Annotated in this window: 14 protein-coding genes and 1 pseudogene; 3 read left to right on the plus strand and 12 right to left on the minus strand. The window is 57.4% G+C overall.

What is annotated here, in order from left to right; genetic code table 11:
- The first annotated feature begins 71 nt into the window (after positions 1-71).
- Positions 72-473: pseudogene (locus HY308_18780) on the plus strand (glycosyltransferase family 2 protein).
- Positions 474-862: 389 nt separating this feature from the next.
- On the opposite strand, the gene HY308_18785 reads toward HY308_18780, so the two are convergent.
- Positions 863-2,719, minus strand: coding sequence for an alpha-amylase (locus HY308_18785; protein ID MBI3900310.1), 1,857 nt, complete (start codon positions 2,717-2,719; stop codon positions 863-865).
- A gap of 192 nt (positions 2,720-2,911) precedes the next feature.
- Between HY308_18785 and HY308_18790 the strand changes: the two genes are divergently transcribed.
- Positions 2,912-3,997, plus strand: coding sequence for a tartrate dehydrogenase (locus HY308_18790; GenBank protein ID MBI3900311.1), 1,086 nt, complete (start codon positions 2,912-2,914; stop codon positions 3,995-3,997).
- 59 nt (positions 3,998-4,056) lie between these two features.
- On the opposite strand, the gene HY308_18795 is transcribed toward HY308_18790, so the two are convergent.
- The 11 genes from HY308_18795 to gabT all read right to left on the minus strand — a co-directional run bounded on the left by HY308_18795 (position 4,057) and on the right by gabT (position 16,871).
- Complete coding sequence (locus HY308_18795; protein MBI3900312.1) at positions 4,057-5,124, minus strand: isocitrate lyase/phosphoenolpyruvate mutase family protein; 1,068 nt, start codon at positions 5,122-5,124, stop codon at positions 4,057-4,059.
- 68 nt (positions 5,125-5,192) lie between these two features.
- A complete protein-coding gene (locus tag HY308_18800; GenBank protein MBI3900313.1) occupies positions 5,193-5,654 on the minus strand; it encodes a GNAT family N-acetyltransferase in 462 nt (153 codons plus the stop codon).
- An 8-nt stretch (positions 5,655-5,662) separates the two neighbouring features.
- Positions 5,663-6,796 (minus strand): dienelactone hydrolase family protein, encoded by a 1,134-nt coding sequence (locus HY308_18805; protein MBI3900314.1) that lies wholly within the window; start codon positions 6,794-6,796, stop codon positions 5,663-5,665.
- 33 nt (positions 6,797-6,829) lie between these two features.
- Entirely contained in the window at positions 6,830-8,251 is a 1,422-nt protein-coding gene (gltX, locus tag HY308_18810) for a glutamate--tRNA ligase (GenBank protein ID MBI3900315.1), read from the minus strand.
- 8 nt (positions 8,252-8,259) lie between these two features.
- Positions 8,260-9,300 (minus strand): ABC transporter substrate-binding protein, encoded by a 1,041-nt coding sequence (locus HY308_18815; protein ID MBI3900316.1) that lies wholly within the window; start codon positions 9,298-9,300, stop codon positions 8,260-8,262.
- Positions 9,301-9,466: 166 nt separating this feature from the next.
- The gene (gabD, locus tag HY308_18820; protein ID MBI3900317.1) at positions 9,467-10,933 is read right to left on the minus strand and encodes an NADP-dependent succinate-semialdehyde dehydrogenase; all 1,467 of its coding nucleotides are present in this window, start codon (positions 10,931-10,933) and stop codon (positions 9,467-9,469) included.
- A 108-nt stretch (positions 10,934-11,041) separates the two neighbouring features.
- Complete coding sequence (locus HY308_18825; protein MBI3900318.1) at positions 11,042-11,887, minus strand: ABC transporter permease; 846 nt, start codon at positions 11,885-11,887, stop codon at positions 11,042-11,044.
- Between the two features lie 3 nt (positions 11,888-11,890).
- Complete coding sequence (locus HY308_18830) at positions 11,891-13,147, minus strand: ABC transporter permease (GenBank protein ID MBI3900319.1); 1,257 nt, start codon at positions 13,145-13,147, stop codon at positions 11,891-11,893.
- Positions 13,148-13,207: 60 nt separating this feature from the next.
- Positions 13,208-14,245 carry an ABC transporter substrate-binding protein gene (locus HY308_18835; protein MBI3900320.1) on the minus strand — a complete coding sequence of 346 codons (1,038 nt, stop codon included), beginning with the start codon at positions 14,243-14,245 and terminating at the stop codon, positions 13,208-13,210.
- 66 nt (positions 14,246-14,311) lie between these two features.
- Entirely contained in the window at positions 14,312-15,403 is a 1,092-nt protein-coding gene (locus HY308_18840; protein MBI3900321.1) for an ABC transporter ATP-binding protein, read from the minus strand.
- Between the two features lie 160 nt (positions 15,404-15,563).
- Positions 15,564-16,871 (minus strand): 4-aminobutyrate--2-oxoglutarate transaminase, encoded by a 1,308-nt coding sequence (gabT, locus tag HY308_18845; protein ID MBI3900322.1) that lies wholly within the window; start codon positions 16,869-16,871, stop codon positions 15,564-15,566.
- A gap of 224 nt (positions 16,872-17,095) precedes the next feature.
- Here gabT and HY308_18850 point away from each other — a divergent pair, with 224 nt between their 5' ends.
- On the plus strand, positions 17,096-18,583 hold the full coding sequence (locus HY308_18850; protein MBI3900323.1) for a PLP-dependent aminotransferase family protein: 1,488 nt from the start codon (positions 17,096-17,098) through the stop codon (positions 18,581-18,583).
- Positions 18,584-18,737 lie beyond the last annotated feature (154 nt).

An 18,737-nucleotide genomic window follows, 5' to 3' on the forward strand; every position in this document is an offset into this window, starting at 1 on the left:
CCGACTGATATGGCCTCTCTCGCAAGAGTCGACCGGCGCATCGATGCGCCGAACGTTCTAGGTGTCCATTGATGACGTCCGTGGATGTATTGTTGCCGACTTGTAATCGACCGCTGGCGCTGACGTTGACGCTCGCGAGCGTTGCTCTACAGGAATTCACCGACTTGCGTTTGATCGTCGCCGACCAAAGCGCGACCGTGCAATCGACACAGCCATCGATCGCGGCGCTTATACGCGTGATCGAAGCGCGTAGTGCGACCACGGTCGAATGGCATCACCGGCAACAACGGCATGGCATTGCCGAGCAACGCGATTTTCTACTCAACCGCAGCAATGCCGATGCGGTTTTGTTTCTCGACGACGACGTGCTGATGGAGCCATGGGTGCTCGGCACGTTGCTGACACTGCTGGCGCGAGAACATTGCGGCTTTATCGGTGCGTTTCCGTCGGGGCTTTCGTTTCGCGACGACGTTGCGGACGGAACGGTTCGATATTGCGATTCAACTACACGGTGGCGGACGCTATTCGAATCCGTTTACCCGCCGGCTGCAGGCGCGCTGGACCGTCGGCCTGCGTACGGCCGACGCCGAACCGCTCGATTGCAATATTCCTTTTAATGGTGGGCCGTTGACTCGTCGGCGCCACCGCCCTTCTATCTCGTGGCAACTATTATGCCCATCGTGCCAGCAAAACACGTTAACCGATCCGTGTAATCATCGCGCTTCATTCGTCGCCGACGTCGCTATCGACGAAGTAACGGCGGCGGCGTTGGATCTATACTTCGAAAATTGAACCCCTCCGCAGGCCGTCGTTGCCGAGCCTTTCTTATTAGGTGAAACGATCCCGTCGCCCGACTAAGGCATTATGCTTGCCGGCTCAGGATCTGCAGCTCCATCGGCGCCAGCACAACCGGCAATACACGTATCGGCCCACGGGTAACGGTATCGTTTACCTCGCGGACCTCGACCCTATTCTCCTCTCGACGGATGACTTGGGGGGGTAAATGGCTTTGCCCGGCGTCGGGTTTGTTACTGAACTGCACCTCAAAGAAGGTGTCGCCGACATTCAGTGCAAAATCGACGACGACTTCACCGTCCCATGCCGACGTTGTGTTCAAGTTCGCGACCACTAGCACCTCTTGGTCGTTCAAAATGCGTGAAAACGCCAATACCCCGGCCGCGAACGACGATAGGCCAAAGTGCGTTTGATCGCCCGATAGCGACCGAAAATACTGCCGGCCGTAACGCAACGCCGGCAGGCGCTGGCGCAGATCGGATAATTGTTTGATCGTTCGATAGAACGGCTGTTGTCGATTGAACGCGTCCGGTTTTCCCCAAAACGCTTCGCGTACTGCCAAGTCGCTGTCGCCGGTGCCGTGCAGTCCCTGTTCGGTGCCATAGTACAAACAAGGAATGCCTTGCAGCGTAAACAGGCAAGCGAGCGCTAATGTCAGCTGATCGTCGTAGCGACGCGGCGCATCCGCCGGCGAAAAATAAAAACGGTTGCGTTGATCGTGGTTGTCGAGAAATGTGACGAAGTAACGGCTAGCCTCGCCGTGCGAGCTCAAGATGCCGCGTTCGATTTGTTTGCGATGCTCGAACAACGCCACCAACTCCGACGGCGGCAACAATCCCTTCGCCATCGCCGGCAACTTGAAGAACAATGGAAAATCGAGCGCCGCGTCGACGCCGATCGGCTCGCTAGTATCGCTGGCGTTGCGGCCGATGAAACGGGCGATCTGCTCGTCGTTGTCGTACACCTCGCCGAAGGTGAAGAAATTTTTCTTGCCGATACCAAGCGCGTACTCGCGCATGGCATTGCCGAAGGCACGCGCGAAATCGGGCTCGATGTATTTCAGCGTGTCGATACGAAAGCCATCGATATCGAATTTTGCGATCAGGTATTGATAAGCGCGAATCAACACATTGCGCACCGGATAATGCCGGCCTTGCGAGGCATCGACACGCTGGTAGTCAGTTACCAATTCCTTCAGCGACGCGAAGTCGCCGCCGGCCTCACCACCGCGTCCCTCTCGGCGAAAAAATTCGTTGCGACGTAGCTCGCTCGGCCAAACGGTGGCGTCGAGCGCAACGTCGTCGGGGGGTGCGCTCCACTCCGAGCGCCCGCGGCCGCTCTCGTCGCGCCATGCGACTGAATACGGTGTGTTGCGCCAATCGGCTTCGGCGCCGTGATCGCCGTTGTCGAACACGTATTCGAAAACGTCGCCAGTGTGGTTGAGCACGATATCGAAGATGACATAGAGCCCACGCGCGTGCGCTTCGTCGATCAACGTCTGCAGCTCGACGTCGGCGCTTTGCGGATCGGTCGCAAAGCGCGGATCGACTTGCAGGAAATCTTGGATGCCGTAACCGTGATAGCTGAACGGGTTGTACTGACAGTTCTTCAGCACCGGTGACAACCAAATGGCGCCGACACCGAGCTGTTTCAGATAATCGAGCTGGCGACGCACGCCATCGAACGTGCCGCCCTGAAACACGCCATGGGAGCCATCGAACGGCAGCAATCGCGGCGGCACTTGGGGATTGTTGAAGCGATCGACCAACAGGAAATAAATCCAGTGATCGCGCCAGTCAGCCGGCGATAGAAACGGCGTTGGAACTTCTATCAAGCGACCGTCGACCGTTACCGACTTGGTGCTCGGCATCGCCGCTTGATTGAAAATGCGCTGTACTTCGGGTGTCGCAAGTGACATCGGCATAAGCCCTCCTTTTGCTGGTAATACGCGTCCATCATGGATCGCGGCGATCGATTGTAGGCGCATTTAGACACGTCAGTTCGTCTAATTGGATCTACAAAATAAGAAATATTGGGCCTACAAATCGATCCAAATAGAATCTATATAGATAGTCTCTCGCACGTTCAAACCCATTGGCACAATCCAGAGGCAAGCATGGTTGCAAGCTATCGTATCGCTGTTATTGCTGGGGACGGCATCGGTCGGGAAATGATGCCGGAGGGCATACGCGTGCTCGACGCCGCGGCCGCGCGCTTTGGTTTTCGGCTGCAGTGGGATCATAAGGATTGGTCGTGCGAACAATACGCCAAGGAGGGGCAATTCGTACCGGCCGACGGCATCGAACGGTTGCGCGAATGCGATGCAATTTATTTTGGAGCCATCGGCTACTCGGGCGTACCGAATCATGTGCCACTGCGTGGGTTGCTGCTCCCGCTGCAGCGTGAATTCGACCATTACGTCCATGTGCGTCCGGTTCGCTGGATGCCGGGCGCACCATCACCGCTGGCGAAACGTCGGCCCGACGAGGTTGATTTAGTCATCGTCCGCAAAAACATCGACGCCGAGCTGATGGCGACCAACAGCAACACCAACGACGCGACCCGCCTTGATACCGATCGCGTGCTACGTTACGCGTTTGAACTCGCGCAAGTGCGACGCAGTCACGTAACAGCGGTGACGAACGCCAATGGGCTGACGCCGACACTACCGCAATGGGACGAACGCTTCGCGGCGATGGCGGCGCAGTACACGAGCGTGCGCACCGCGAAACATCATGCCCACACGCTCGCCACACAATTTGTGCGCAATCCACACTGGTTCGATGTGGTCGTAACTGCCGATCGCTACGGTCATTTCATTTCCGACCTCGCGCCCGCCTGCGCCGGACTCGTTACCCTTGCACCGTCGGCCCACCTCAACCCCGAACATCGGTATCCGTCCCTGTTCGAGTCGGGACAGGGACCGACCGCCGACATCGCCGGTAAAGGCATTGCCAATCCCATCAGCCACATCTGGGCCGGCGCGATGATGCTCGAACATATCGGCGAGACTGACGCTGCCGACGCGGTTTTGCAGGCGATCAAAAACACACTGCGCAAGGGACCGCGACCTTATGAATTTGGCGGGACCGCGACAACGGAAGACATCGGCCGCGCGGTCGAGGGCGCCATGCAACAAATGACGAGCGCAGCGATGAGCCGGTTGCACGACGAGCCGCTCAACGGCGCGATAACGATGTAACCAATAAGGCGGGACCGACGACTCGATCCCGCCTGCTTGTTCAGGTAACGCTCGCGCTTCTACGAAGCACTGAACATTCCATTCAACGTGTCGAACGGCACTGCCGTTTCAGCAAAGGAGAATGTCCCCTGCTCCTTCACCTCGGTTGCGGCACGTAGAAACGCACCCAGGGCCACGCGACTGAGCGTTGAACCGAGACTCACGCGCCGCACGCCCAATTGCGCCAATTCCGGGACGCTGAGCGTCACGCCTTTTAACCCCATGACGACGTTCAACGGCCGATCGATCGCGCGCATGACGCTAGCGATATCCTCACGAGATTTCAGCCCCGGCGCGTAAAGCACGTCGGCACCCGCTTCCTGATAGGCCTGTAGCCGCTTTATGGTGTCGTGCAAATCGGCGCGACCATGGAGAAAATTCTCAGCGCGCGCGGTAACGATAAAAGGAAAATCCAAGCGCCGCGCCGATTCGACACCGGCGCGTACACGCTCCACCGCCAATTCGAAACCGTAGATCGGTCGATCGGTATTGCCGGTCGCATCTTCGATGGAACCGCCGACGAGACCGACGGCAGCGGCACGCTGAATCGTTTCGGCAACGATCTCAGGATCGTCACCGAAACAGTTTTCAAAGTCGGCGCTAACGGGAAGGTGAGTCGCGTCGACGATGGCGCGCGCATTGTCGAGCAGTTCATCGCGGGTAATGGCACCTTCGCCGTCGCTGCGTCCGAGCGCAAAGGCGAGACCGGCACTGGTAGTCGCGATCGCTTGAAAACCGAGCTGTGTCAGCAATCGGGTTGTGCCCGCATCCCACGGATTGGGAATAACGAAGCAGCCTTGACGTTCGTGCAGCGCCTTAAACGCGCGCGCCTTATCGGCCTGCGACGATTGATTGGGAGTCCTATTCACTTGAGCTCGATCTCCAGAAACCGAAATTCGTAATTGTTCGCGTTGATGACGTTGTGAGCGACGCCGGCCGGTCGCGTGTAGGAAACGCCGGCCTGCAGCTGAACCTCGCGTGTACCGGTCGGCTCCTCCAATCGCAACTTGCCGGTCGTCAACGGCACGACCACATAGTCGTGCGCATGCACATGGTGTCCAGTATCGGCACCGGGAGCGAAGCACCATTCAGTGACGATGATCCGATCGTTATCGATTTGCTGACGTGACGTTGCTACCGCTGCCATGGTTACCTCCTATAATATTTTTCGATACTGCAGGAAACCTGAGCGATCGGCGATGCGGTCGTACAGCTGCATCGCATCGGTATTCGTTTCATGCGTCAGCCAATAAACACGCGCCGCTCCCGCCTCGCGGGCCGCCGTATAAACGTGCTCAATGAGCTTGCGGCCAATACCGCATCCACGTCGATCGGTCGCGACATAGAGATCCTGCAAGTAACAATAATTGCCGACGGTCCAACAGGAGCGATGCAGAATCCAGTGCACCATACCTACTGCCCTTCCATCGACGAGCGCGAGCGCGCCGAACATCGGCTCGGAGCGATCGAGGAATCGGTTCCAAGTGGTGCGCGTTACTTGGGCGGATAGCTCCACCTTGTAGAACTCTTGATAACCGCGCCATAGCGGCAACCAGATGTCGTGGTCGTCAGCGGTGAACAAACGTATATCGACGATTGCTGTAGTTTTAGTTTTCATTAGCGACTCTACTTTGTTTGAAAATCGAGACCGACTAGCTTCCAAGCGCTTTCTTCGTAAATGTACTTTTGCTCGAAGTGCAGCGGCTTGGGCTTTGCCGGATAGTGGCCGGCTAGCGACAACACGCCGTCGTCACCAATCTTGGTTGCGGTCGATAAAACCGGCTCGATCTTATCCAGCACCGACCAATCTCCGCCTGACTCGAAGGCGGCTTTATAACCTTGATTAAATTGCTCGGTGGTAAATTGGTTTTGCCAAAGCGTCGAGACCGTAGCGCGAAAGTGTGCCATGTCTTTCTTGGTCATCGACACAACAAAATTGTGCGTCGATTGCTTCACTAACGCCAACTGCTCAGCCTTAGTGGGGACCGCCGGCGAATCGTCTTGTAGCAATTGCTCGCGGCTGGCCTTCAAGAATTGCCGCACTTCTTCCCAGGCAGCCGCAGCCGCCTGCGGGTGATAACCCATGCTGTGCGTGCCCATGCGCATTTCCTCCATCCCTTCGGTATCGAACGCATGCAACGCTCCGCGATATACGACCACCTTTACCGCCGCCGGCGCCGCGCTGTGCTTCGCCGCCTCTTGGCACAACGACGCCGGTGTGACGTCATCATCGCCGGCGAGCAACATCAGCGTCGGCATTGCCGATTTCCACGGTTGCTGCGGATTACAGCCTGGGAAAAATACCACGGCGCGCGAAAAATCCAGTTGCTGGTCGGTGTGCGACGCTAATGTTTGCAACACCGCGCTGCCACCATATGACCAGCCCATAGCAGTGATGCGGCTCTTGTCGACGAACGATTGAGTTTTCAACCACGCCGCCACCGCCATGAGCTCGTCGACGGCATCCGCCGGTTTCGCTTCACCGCAACTGTCATAACCATGACGGCCCAGATAATCGGCGAAGGCGACGATGTACCCCTGTGCCCGCAAGCGCTCGGCGCGACGCGCGTAGGCATCCGGCGCCATCGCCGGTGCTAATCCGTAACAACCGGAGAGGAAGATGACGGCAGGATGTGGGCCGGCGCCATCGGGGCGAAAGATGCGGTAATCAGGTGACGACGTTTGCGCGGCGCCGGCAACCATCGCGAGAAACAGCCCTAACGCACCGACAATACCGACCGCAATTCGTCTATGTGTCATCCCTCACCCCCAATGGTTAACGCCGTACGGCTTCTAAATAGAAACGACCGATCGATGACCCGCTAGCCAATTCAATGCGTTCGCCACCCGCAGCAACGTATTCTTCTTGCCGACGATCTCGAGCGTGCTATCGATCGGCGGCGATGTCGCGCGGCCGACGATGGCAACGCGCAATGCCTGCGCTAATTTTCCGAACTTCAGTGCGTGTGCATCGGCAGTCGCCGTCAATGTCTGGTGCAGCGCTTCGGCGGTCCACTGCGGCAACGACGATAATCGATCGGCCACGTCCGCGAGCGCTGGTGCAATCGCTGCGGTTAAATAAGCCGCAGCATCTTTCGCGTCATAACCGTCCGGCGCGCTGTAAATGAATGCGCTATTTTTCGCCATCTCCACCAACGTTCTCGATCGCTCGCGCTGAACCTGCACGACGTCGACCAACGCCGGTCCGGTGGCGTTGTCGATACCGAGCTTGCCGAGCTGATAGCCCAACGGATAGGCGATGCGATCAGCGGCGCCGGTTTTGATGTAGTGCTGATTCATCCACAGCAACTTTTCCGGGTTATACGCCGCCGGCGATCGATGAATCTTGGCGACGTCGAAATACTGAATCATCTCGTCGATCGAGAATATTTCCTGATCGCCGTGCGACCAGCCGAGCCGCGCTAAATAATTGAGCAACGCCTCCGGCAAATAGCCGTCGTCGCGGTACTGCATCACACCGACGGCGCCATGACGCTTGGACAAACGCGCCCCATCGGGTCCGAGAATCATCGGCACGTGCGCGTAGATCGGTGCGGTCGCACCGATCGCCTGCAAGATATTCAGCTGGCGTGGGGTATTAGCGACATGATCGTCGCCGCGAATAACGTGGGTGATATTCATGTCCATGTCGTCGACGACAACGGTGAAGTTGTACGTCGGCGTACCGTCGCCGCGGGCGATGATGAGATCGTCGAGTTCGTTGTTGGCGAACACCACGCGCCCACGAATGAGGTCGTCGAAGACTACCGCGCCGCCCTGTGGATTGCGGAAACGTACCACCGGTCTCACATCGATCGGCGGATTGACGACGCCATGGCGGCACTTACCGTCGTAGCGCGGCTTTTCCTTACGCGCCATTTGTTCGGTGCGTACCTGCTCCAATCGTTCCTTCGAACAATAACAACGGTAAGCGGTTCCTGCCGCCAACATCTGCTCGATGACTTCTCGATAGCGATCGAAACGCTGGGTCTGATAGAACGGGCCTTCGTCGTAGTCGAGTGCGAGCCAAGTCATGGCGTCGAGAATGGCGTTCACCGACCGGTCGGTGGAACGTTCGCGATCGGTATCCTCGATGCGCAGGACGAACGTACCGCCGTACTTACGCGCAAATAGCCAAGAAAAAAGTGCAGTGCGCGCACCGCCGATGTGCAGATAGCCGGTTGGGCTCGGTGCAAAACGAGTTCGAATCTTCATAGCGATAATTACTTAGCGAGCCAATCGGCAAAGCGTCGCTCGAGTACGTCTCCGTGATTAGTCCAGAACTTCAGATTGTGCTGAACCGCGTTGCGCATATTCGCCGGCGCGGTCGGCAGATTCGACAGCAGATTTCCTTCCAACCGCTGCAACGCGTTCAGATTGGTCGGGCCGTAGGCGATTTCATGCGCGTACGCCACTTGCGCATCGATCGACGTCGCGTACTTGATGAACTCGAGCGCGCTCGCCTTGTTCGGCGATCCCCGCGGAATCACCCAATAATCGATGTCGTAAATATTGCCGGCGCGGAAAACAACGCGCAGATTTTTGCCTTGGCGTTGCGCCGCGTTGATACGGCCGTTGTAGGCGGTGGACATGACGACCTCACCGGCCGTCAACATTTGCGGCACCTGCGAGCCCGCTTCCCACCAAACGATGTGCGACTTCAACTCGCTGAGCTTACGAAACGCACGCTCAATACCCTCCGACGTCTCCAACACTCGATAGACATCGGGCGCCGGTACGCCATCGGCCATCAACGCGAACTCGAGGTTGTAGCGCGCGCCTTTGCGCATGCCACGCTTACCGGGAAAGCGCTTGGTATTCCAAAAGTCTTTCCAGGCAATAGGTATTTGGGTGGGAAAGTTATCGGCGTTGTAGGCGAGCACGGTCGACCAGGCGAAGGCACCGATGCCGCATTCATGGATTGCCGCCGGCAGGAAGTCATTGGTATTCACCAGCGCCGCCGCGTTCAACGGCTCATAGAGACCTTCGTCACAACCGCGCCCAACATCGCCCGACTCGACTTCGACGACATCCCATACCACCTTGCGATTGTCGACCATCGCTTTGAGCTGCGTCTGCTCGCCGGTGTACTCGACGATCGTTACCTTGGTGCCGCTCGATTTTTGAAACGGATCGATGTACGCCGGCTTCATGGCGGTATTAACAGCACCGCCGAAATTGACCACTGTGATGTCCTTGGCGTATGCCGTGGCTCCTACGACGGTGGATAACACTACAACCGCAGACATCGTAACGCGCTTCATCGCTTCTCCGCTCTACACAGGTATATACCGAGTGAACCTCGGGCATGACATCTGCCGCATTGCTGCGGTGAGAAGACCCAAGAGTTATTGCATCCGAGCGAGACAAAACGTTATTTATTTTTTATTCCGTCATGCCGGTTGCACCGACATGACGGTGGCGTTCTCCCTATCGATCGATCCCAGCCATGCACAAATATTTCACGACCAGGTAGTCTTCGATGCCGTACTTGGAACCTTCACGACCCATTCCCGATTGTTTGACACCGCCGAACGGTGCGACTTCGGTCGAGATGATTCCGGTATTGATGCCGACCATGCCATATTCGAGCGCGTCGGCGACGCGCCAGATACGGCCGATGTCACGGCTATAGAAATAACTGGCGAGACCGAACTCAGTGTCGTTCGCCAGCGCGATCGCTTCTTGATCGGTCCGGAAGCGGAACAACGGCGCCAGCGGGCCGAACGTTTCTTCCTTAGCGACCTTCATGTCACCGGTTACTTCCGCCACCACCGTCGGCTCGAAGAACGTACGACCGAGCACATGGCGCTTACCGCCGGTGAGCACGCGTCCGCCTTTGGCAACGGCGTCAGCAACATGCTCCTCGATTTTGTGCAGCGCGTTTTCGTCGATCAACGGCCCCTGCGTAACGCCGGGCTCAAGGCCGTTGCCGACCTTCAGCTGGCGCACAGCGTCGACCAGTTTCTGTGAGAACACATCGTAGACAGCGTCGTGCACATAAATTCGATTAGCGCAGACACAGGTCTGACCGGTGTTGCGGAATTTAGAAGCGAGTACGCCCTGCACGGCCGCATCCAGATCGGCGTCGTCGAACACGATGAACGGCGCATTGCCGCCGAGTTCCATCGACACCTTCTTAATCGTGGCAGCGCACTGCGCGATCAGCAACCGACCGACTTCGGTTGAGCCCGTAAACGACAGTTTGCGCACGACTGGGTTGGCGGTCATTTCTGCGCCGATCTTGCGCGCGTTACCGGTCACGACGCTGAACACACCGGGCGGCACGCCAGCACGCTCGGCCAACGCTGCCAACGCCAGCGCCGAAAACGGCGTTGCCTCAGCTGGCTTGACGATGATCGGGCAACCGGCGGCGAGCGCCGGCGCCACCTTACGAGTAATCATCGCCGCCGGAAAATTCCACGGCGTAATCGCGGCGCAAACACCGATCGGTTCCTTAACGACGACGAGGCGGCGATCGCCGACCGGCGCCGGAATCGTATCGCCATAAATGCGCTTCGCTTCTTCGGCAAACCACTCGATATAACCGGCGGCGTAATTGATTTCGCCTTTCGCTTCCGCCAACGGCTTGCCCTGCTCCGCCGTCATAATGGCGGCGAGCTCATCGATGTTCGCCAGCATCAGGTCGTGCCAGCGGCGCAGAATGACGCTGCGCTCTTTCGCCGTCTGCGCCCGCCACGCCGGCCAGGCGGCGTTGGCCGCGTCGATCGCCCGGCGAGTTTCGGCGACGCCCATGTTCGGAACGATGCCGAGCATACCGCCCGTGGCCGGATTGAATACCTCGACGGTGCTTTCGTCGTCGGCATCGCACCAAACGCCGTTGATGTAAGCACGCTGCCGAAATAATCCGGGATCTTTCAATTTCAACGCCACCATGGGTGCCTCAATATCTTTCACTAGGGAGTCCATCGTCATCAACCATTCCTTTGTAAATTCTTGGAGAAGAACTTTTGCCGACATTGACTACTGCTGATCGTCAGTCGACTAGATACGCTTCGATTGCAACGCCATCTTGCCGCGGCCGCGCAACCACTCGAGCGCGAGCAACAGACAAGTAGAGAACAAAATTAAGATCGTCGCCAACGCGGCGATCGTCGGCGTAATATTGTCGCGTAAGCCGGTAAACATTTGCCGCGGTAAGGTCGACTGCGTCGGGCCGGCGACGAATAACGTTACGACGACATCGTCGAACGACGTGGCGAACGCAAAAAGAGCCCCGGACACGACGCCCGGGGCAATAACGGGCAGGGTTACGCGAAAAAAAGTCGCTAGCGGGCTCGCGCCCAAACTTAGGCTCGCGCGCACCAGGTTATGGTTGAAGTTCTGCAACACCGCCAACACCGTCATGACGACGAACGGCGCGCCGAGCGCGGCATGCGCAGCGATGAGGCCGACATAACTCTCGGCCAGCCCGAACGGCGCGAAGAATAGGTAGATCGCGACGCCGACGACGACCACCGGCACGATCATCGGCGAAATCAGCACCGCCATGAGCAGGCCTTTGCCGGCGAAGTTGGCTTTGTTCAGACCGACCGCCGCCAACGTACCGAGAATCGTCGCGATCAGCGTCGCGAACGGCGAAACGATGAAACTGTTCTTCGCCGCCATCGTCCATTCCGTCGACGTGAACAACGTCTCATACCAGCGCAGCGAGAAGCTCGGGATCGGATAAGCGATGAACGAGCTCGAGCTGAACGAGATTGGAATAATCACCAACACCGGCAACAACAGAAACAATAACAACAGAATGCTGAAGCCGCGCAGCGTGAAAAACCAAACGCGCTCAGTGAGCGAGACGTACGGCGGAAACTCGGGAAAAAATGTTTTCATGATCTACCCCAGCCCGGTTTCGAGCTTGGCAAAGCGGCGATAAACCGCATACAGCGCGAGCGTGGCAAACAACAGTAAACCGCCGAGTGCGCAGGCCATGCCCCAGTTGATCGTATGGTTGGTGAAATAAGCGACGTAGTAGCTGACCATCTGCTCGTTCGGACCACCGAGTAACGCCGGCGTGATGTAGTAACCGATCGCCAGAATGAATACCAGCAAGGCACCGGCGCCAACACCGGGATAGGTCTGCGGCACGTATACCCGCCAGAACGCTGCGAATGGATGGCTACCGAGCGACACCGCTGCCCGTGTGTACGATAGCGGTATCGATTTCATGACGCTATAAAGCGGCAGAATCATGAACGGCAATAAAATGTGCACCATGGCGATATAAACGCCGACGCGGTTGAACAACAGCTCCATCGGCTCGGTGATCCAACCGAGCGACATCAGCGCTTTATTGACGAGCCCGCCGGACTGCAACAACACGATCCAAGCGGCAATACGTACCAGTACCGATGTCCAGAACGGAATCAATACCAATATCATGCAAAGGTTGGCGCGCCGCGGCGGCAACTTCGACATCCAATATGCCACCGGATAGGCGAGTAACAGGCTGCATAGCGTCACGATCGCACTGATCGAAAACGTACGCGCAAAAATCGGCAGGAAGATCGCTTTGTTCTCGTCGACTTTTTCGATCGAGCCGTCGGCGGTTTGCTTGAGGTCCAATGCCGACAACAGATAATACGGCGAGTAACGATTGCCGTTGCTGGCGATGACGACCCAATACTTCGGATCTCCCCAGCGCGGGTCCATAGCGATCAACTGCTGCATCGCCTCGTTCGGCGTCAGTGCAGCCGCGCCTTCGGCCAGCGGCATCTTGCGGGTCGTCTGCATGACGAGCGAACGGAAACCGCTGATCTCGTTGTTGAGTCGCCGCGCGAGCTGGCCGGCGCTGTCATTACTCTTGGCCGCCGTTAAATCGGCAACGAGCGCGGCATAAACCGGCGCCGACGGTACACTGGTTTGATCCCAGTCTTTCAGTGCAACAATGGTAGACGGCAATGCCGTCACCACTTCCGGATTTTCAACGGCGCGTTTGAGCAACACACCGATAGGTATCACGAACGTCAGTAATAAAAAGATCGCCAGCGGTGCGATGAGTACGGCCGCTCGCAGACGCTTTTGCCGCTCCGCCACCCGCAGCTCGCGCTTCAAGTTACGGAGAGAATCGGTGTCGAGAACGATAGCTGACATAGTTAGGCTCTAGGTTCCACCGCCAGGCCGGATGACCCGGCGGTGGTATTCAAACGACAGTTACTTGGCAGCCCAGGCAGAGAAACGCTTCTCGAGCTCGTCGCCGTTGTCCGTCCAGAACTGAAGATTGTGTTGCACGGCGTTCTTCATGTTGATCGGTGCGGTCGGCAAATTCGCCAGATGATTTCCTTCCAACCGCTTCAACGCGTCCAGGTTGGTCGGGCCGTAGGAAATGTTGTGCGAGTAAGCCACCTGCGACTGCGCCGAACTCGCGAACTTGATGTATTCCAGCGCGCTGTCTTTGTTCTTCGAGCCCTTCGGAATCACCCAGTAGTCGATATCGTAGATATTACCGGCGCGAAAATTGACTTTAAGGTTCTTACCTTCGCGCTGGGCGGCATCGATGCGACCGTTATAAGCGGTGCTCATGACCACGTCACCGGCGACCAACATTTGCGGCGGTTGCGAACCGGCTTCCCACCATTGAATACTCGGCTTCAACTCGCTGAGCTTACGGAACGCACGATCTACACCTTCCGGTGTCGACAACACCTTATAAACGTCCGGCGCCGGTACACCATCCGCCATCAACGCGAACTCGAGGTTGTAACGGGCACCCTTGCGCATGCCGCGCTTGCCCGGGATCTTCTTCACGTCCCAGAAGTCGGCCCAGGTGGTCGGGGTATGCTTCAACTTGTCGGCGTTGTACGCCAGCACGGTCGACCATACGAACGCGCCGATGCCGCACTCATGAATCGCCGCCGGCAAAAACGTTTTCGTATCGACTAGGTTCGGCGCATCCAAGCGCTCATACAAACCCTCTTCGCAACCGCGGCCGATATCGCCCGACTCGACTTCGACGACATCCCATACCACGTTCTTGGTATCGACCATGGCCTTCACCTTGGCCTGTTCACCGGTGTACTCAACGACAGTGACGTTGGTGCCGGTGGTCTTCTGAAACGGCTGGATATAGGCGGGCTTCATGGCGGTATTAACAGCGCCACCGAAGTTAACGACTGTCAGGTCCTTTGCAAATGCGGTAGATCCTACAACGGCCGATAACACTAAAACTGCGGACTTCGTGACGCTTTTCATTGCTTCCTCCGTTTTACAACATAGATTGCAGTGGAAATTTTTTTGCTCACTCAGTCACTACATACATCAAGTAAAAATACGCAAATGTTCGGTGGTAAACGTCAGCTTGACCTTGTTGCCGATCGCCGGCGGCGCCGCCATGCCTTGGCCAAACGGCACCTTGACGAAGCAATTGGCTTGTTGCGCCACCGCGCAACTGACGCGGACGTGATCGCCGAAATAAACGACGTCGACGACGGTCGCCGGCAACACGTTTTGTTCGGAATGACGCTCGTCAGCAAAACGAATGCGCTCCGGCCGTACATACGCCATCACTTTGTCGCCTAACGATCCCTTGTTTACGTTCAAGCCGATCAATACCGATCCATCCGTTAACCGCACCTGACAGCTATCGCCACGCTCGGATTCGATCATGGCGTTAAAGCTGTTGTTGTCGCCGACGAAGCCGGCGACAAAGCGGTTGGTCGGCGCCTCGTATAAACGATCGACCGCGTCGAGTTGCTGGATCACACCTTGATCCAACACCGCGACACGGTCCGACATCGTGAGTGCTTCGTCTTGATCGTGGGTCACGTAAACGAAGGTAACGCCAAGTCGTTGATGCAGCGCCTTGAGCTCGAGTTGCATGTGTTTACGCAGCTGCTTATCGAGTGCGCCGAGCGGTTCGTCCATCAACACCAGCTTCGGTTGGAACACCAGTGCTCGTGATAGCGCGACCCGTTGTTGTTGACCGCCGGAAAGCTGCGACGGATAACGCGCGGCGAAATTTTCCATTTGCACCATGTGGAGCGCGTTCTCGACTTCTTTCGCGCGCGTCGCTTTGTCGATGCCGCGCGTGCGCAACGGATATTCGACGTTCTGCGCGACGGTCATGTGCGGGAACAACGCATAGTTCTGAAACACCATGCCGATGTTGCGCTTATGCGGCGGTAACTTATTCAGCAGCGTTCCTTCGAGCCAAATCTCGCCACCGGTGGGAAACTCGAAACCGGCGAGCATCATCAGGCAGGTGGTCTTGCCCGAACCAGACGGTCCAAGCAACGTTAGAAATTCCCCGCGGCGAATATCGAGATCGAGATTACGTACGATTGAATATTCGCCGTCATAAGTTTTCGTCACCTGCTGGAATCGCACCAGCACGTCGTCTTTCCGAGCCATCGGCTTTTCGTCCTCCCGCTTTTTACCGTCAATCGTCATTGACGAGTCGCGGCTCTTTTGCACTTTCATTCCAGGTACTGCCTGCAATACCTTTGTACGCAAGTCCGACGTTTCGAGCTCTGGCACGGGTTTACTCTCAGTTGATAGGGGTTGATCCCTTTCACGCGACGCGCTCGCGCTTGGTCGATTCGGCCTGCTTAGCCGCTTCGATCAATGCACTTTCGAGCACCGTCAAGCCCTCCTCCATAAGAGCCTCTGGAATCGTCAACGGGAATAGAAAGCGAATGACGTTTCCGTTGGCACCGCAAGTCAACAGCAACAGACCGTCGCGCAACGCGTTTGTCTGTACCTGTTTGGCGAATTTCGTATCCGGCACGATGCTGCCCGGCTCGGTAAATTCCGCCGCCACCATGGCACCGAGGCCGCGCACTTCCGCCATTTGCGGGACCTTGCCGCGCACACGACTCAAACAGTCCTTCAACTTCTGACCGAGTACGTTGGCGCGATCGGCTAGCTGCTCGGTCTCGATCACTTTCAAGACCGCCAACGCTGACGCGATCGCCAGCGGATTGCCGGCGTAGGTACCGCCGAGGCCACCTGGCGCCGGTGCGTCCATAATTTCCGCGCGTCCGCATACTGCCGACAACGGCATGCCGCCGGCGAGACCTTTGGCCATGGCCATCAGATCCGGCGTCACATCGTAATGATGCATGGCGAACAAACGGCCGGTACGGGCGAAGCCGGTCTGAATTTCATCGGCGATGAATAAGATGCCGTGCTCGTCACACAGATCACGGATGGCGCGCAAGAATTTCGGCGGCGCGACGTTGAAACCGCCCTCGCCCTGCACCGGCTCGAGGATGATCGCGGCGACACGCTTCGGATCGATCGATACTTTGAACAACTCGTGCAATGCATCCAACGAATCGTCGGTGGAAATATCGTGCAGCGCACTTGGGAACGGCGCATGGAAAATTTCGCCGGGGAACGGACCGAAACTGGCTTTATACGGCGACATTTTCCCGGTCAGCGCCAGTGCCATCATCGTCCGGCCGTGGAAGCCGCCGGAAAACGCGATGACACCGGAACGACCGGTCGCAGCGCGCGCGATCTTGATGGCGTTCTCGATCGCTTCGGCGCCGGTGGAAAAGAATGCGGTCTTCTTGGCGTAGTCACCGGGCGTGCTCGCATTGATGCGCTCGGCGAGCTCTATATAAGAAGCGTAAGGAACGACTTGGTAAGCGGTGTGAGTGAACTGATCAAGCTGCTCGCGGATGGCGCGAACGATGGTCGGATGGCGGTGGCCGGTATTGACGACAGCGATGCCGGCGGCGAAATCGATATAGCGCTTGCCCTCGACATCCCATATCTCGGCACCTTCGGCACGCGCCGCATAGAAATTACACAACACGGCCGCGCCACGCGGTGTAGCGGCATCCTTCCGCTTCTGCAAATCGAGATTGGTCACGACCCTCTCCTCGGATAGGTATAGATGAAGAATGCGGGCGTCGTGTCTTCAGGGATAATAAGGTGACCGTCGGTGCTTCGATCCTCAAAGCACCGCTCGCCTCTTTACCCGTCCGTGAATGCACTACCCGCCCCTGTATGAACTAAAGTAATATCCATTTGGCACTAAATGAAGGTCCAATTTTGTTTTTCTGATAGATCCAAAAAATAGGCCCGATAATACCAATGAAACCAACCGTTCTTTCCGACTTTTTGGCGCTACGTCTAAACCTCGAGTCGAGCGAGCCGACTTATCGCCAGTTGTATCGGGTGCTACAGCAAGCGATTCTCTCTGGACAGCTGCCGATTGGTACGCAGTTGCCGCCGAGTCGCACATTGGCGAAGGAGCTCGGCGTCGCGCGCAACACGGTAACGCATGTGTATAGCCAGCTTGCTGTGGAGGGATATGTAACGTCGACGATCGGTAGCGGCACCTACGTCGCCGACACGGCGCCGGAAAAAAACATCGGCGCCACCCGCCGCAAGTTGGGCACCGAAACACCCACACCGAGTAGTCCGCGCAAGTTGTCGAAGCGTGGCGAACGTTTGGTGGAAATGGCCGGCGCCTCGAAGCGGCAATGGGAAGCGTTCGTTCCCGGCGTGCCGGATGTCACGCAGTTCCCGGCAAAAATTTGGAATCGCTTGTTGAGTAAACACTGGCGCCGTCCGAAGCCGGAGCTCCTCACCTACGCGCACGGCGGTGGCCACATGCCGTTGCGCCGCACGCTCGCCGATTATCTCGGCACGGCGCGCTCGGTGCGTTGCCGTCCCGAGCAAATCATCATCACCACCGGCATTCATCAATCGTTGCATTTGATCGCACAACTGCTGAGCGATGCCGGCGATACCGCCTGGGTCGAAGATCCGTGTTATTGGGGCGCGCGCAACGTGTTGATCGCCTGCGGACTACAAACCGTTCCGGTCGAAATCGACAACGAAGGCATGAACCCGAGCGCCGAGCAGCTCAAAACACCACCGCGTTTCATGTTCTTGTCGCCATCGCATCAGTACCCGCTCGGTAACGTCATGAGCCTCGCTCGCCGGCGCTTGCTACTCGAATACGCCAAGCATGGCGGTAGCTGGATCATCGAAGACGACTACGATAGCGAGTTCCGTTACGGCAGCCGTCCACTCGCCTCGTTACAAGGCCTCGATAACGAAGGCCAAGTGCTCTACGTCGGCACATTCAGCAAAATTCTATTTCCCGGTTTGCGTCTCGGTTATCTCGTGGTGCCGGAGGCATTAGTCGATCACTTTGCGACCGGCCTATCGGAGCTGTATCGCGAAGGACAACTGATGTTGCAAGCGGTGCTGACCGATTTCATCGCCGAGGGTTACTTCACCTCGCACATTCGCCGCATGCGTTTGCTCTACGGTGAACGTCGAACTCTGCTCATCGACGCCATTCGTAAAAACTTCGGCGACAAACTTTCGGTATCAGGCAGCGACGCTGGCCTGCATCTCATATTGCGGCTACCCGATTCAGTCGACGATCAAGCGCTGAGCGAGTCGGCACTCTCTTGGGGAATCGTCGCACGTCCGCTGTCGCGTTATTACAGCTCAGCGCAAAACGCACAGAGAGGCTTGCTGCTCGGCTATGCTTGCGTGCCGAACGATACGATTGCGCCGGCTTTCGACAAACTGGCGACGCTCATCACCGAGCGGTTGCCATAAAATAAAGAGGCACAACAGAAGTGGCCCCGTTCGTTAAGACACTTTTCCACCAACGATAAAGTGATAGCTCTGCCGACTATGCTGCCTGGGACGACGGCAACCAATTCAAGTACACGGTATCCGGCGTCTGCCCGTCAAGCGACGAGTGCGGCCG

This window comes from Gammaproteobacteria bacterium (assembly GCA_016199745.1).
Classification (GTDB): Bacteria; Pseudomonadota; Gammaproteobacteria; order Acidiferrobacterales; family Sulfurifustaceae; genus JACQFZ01.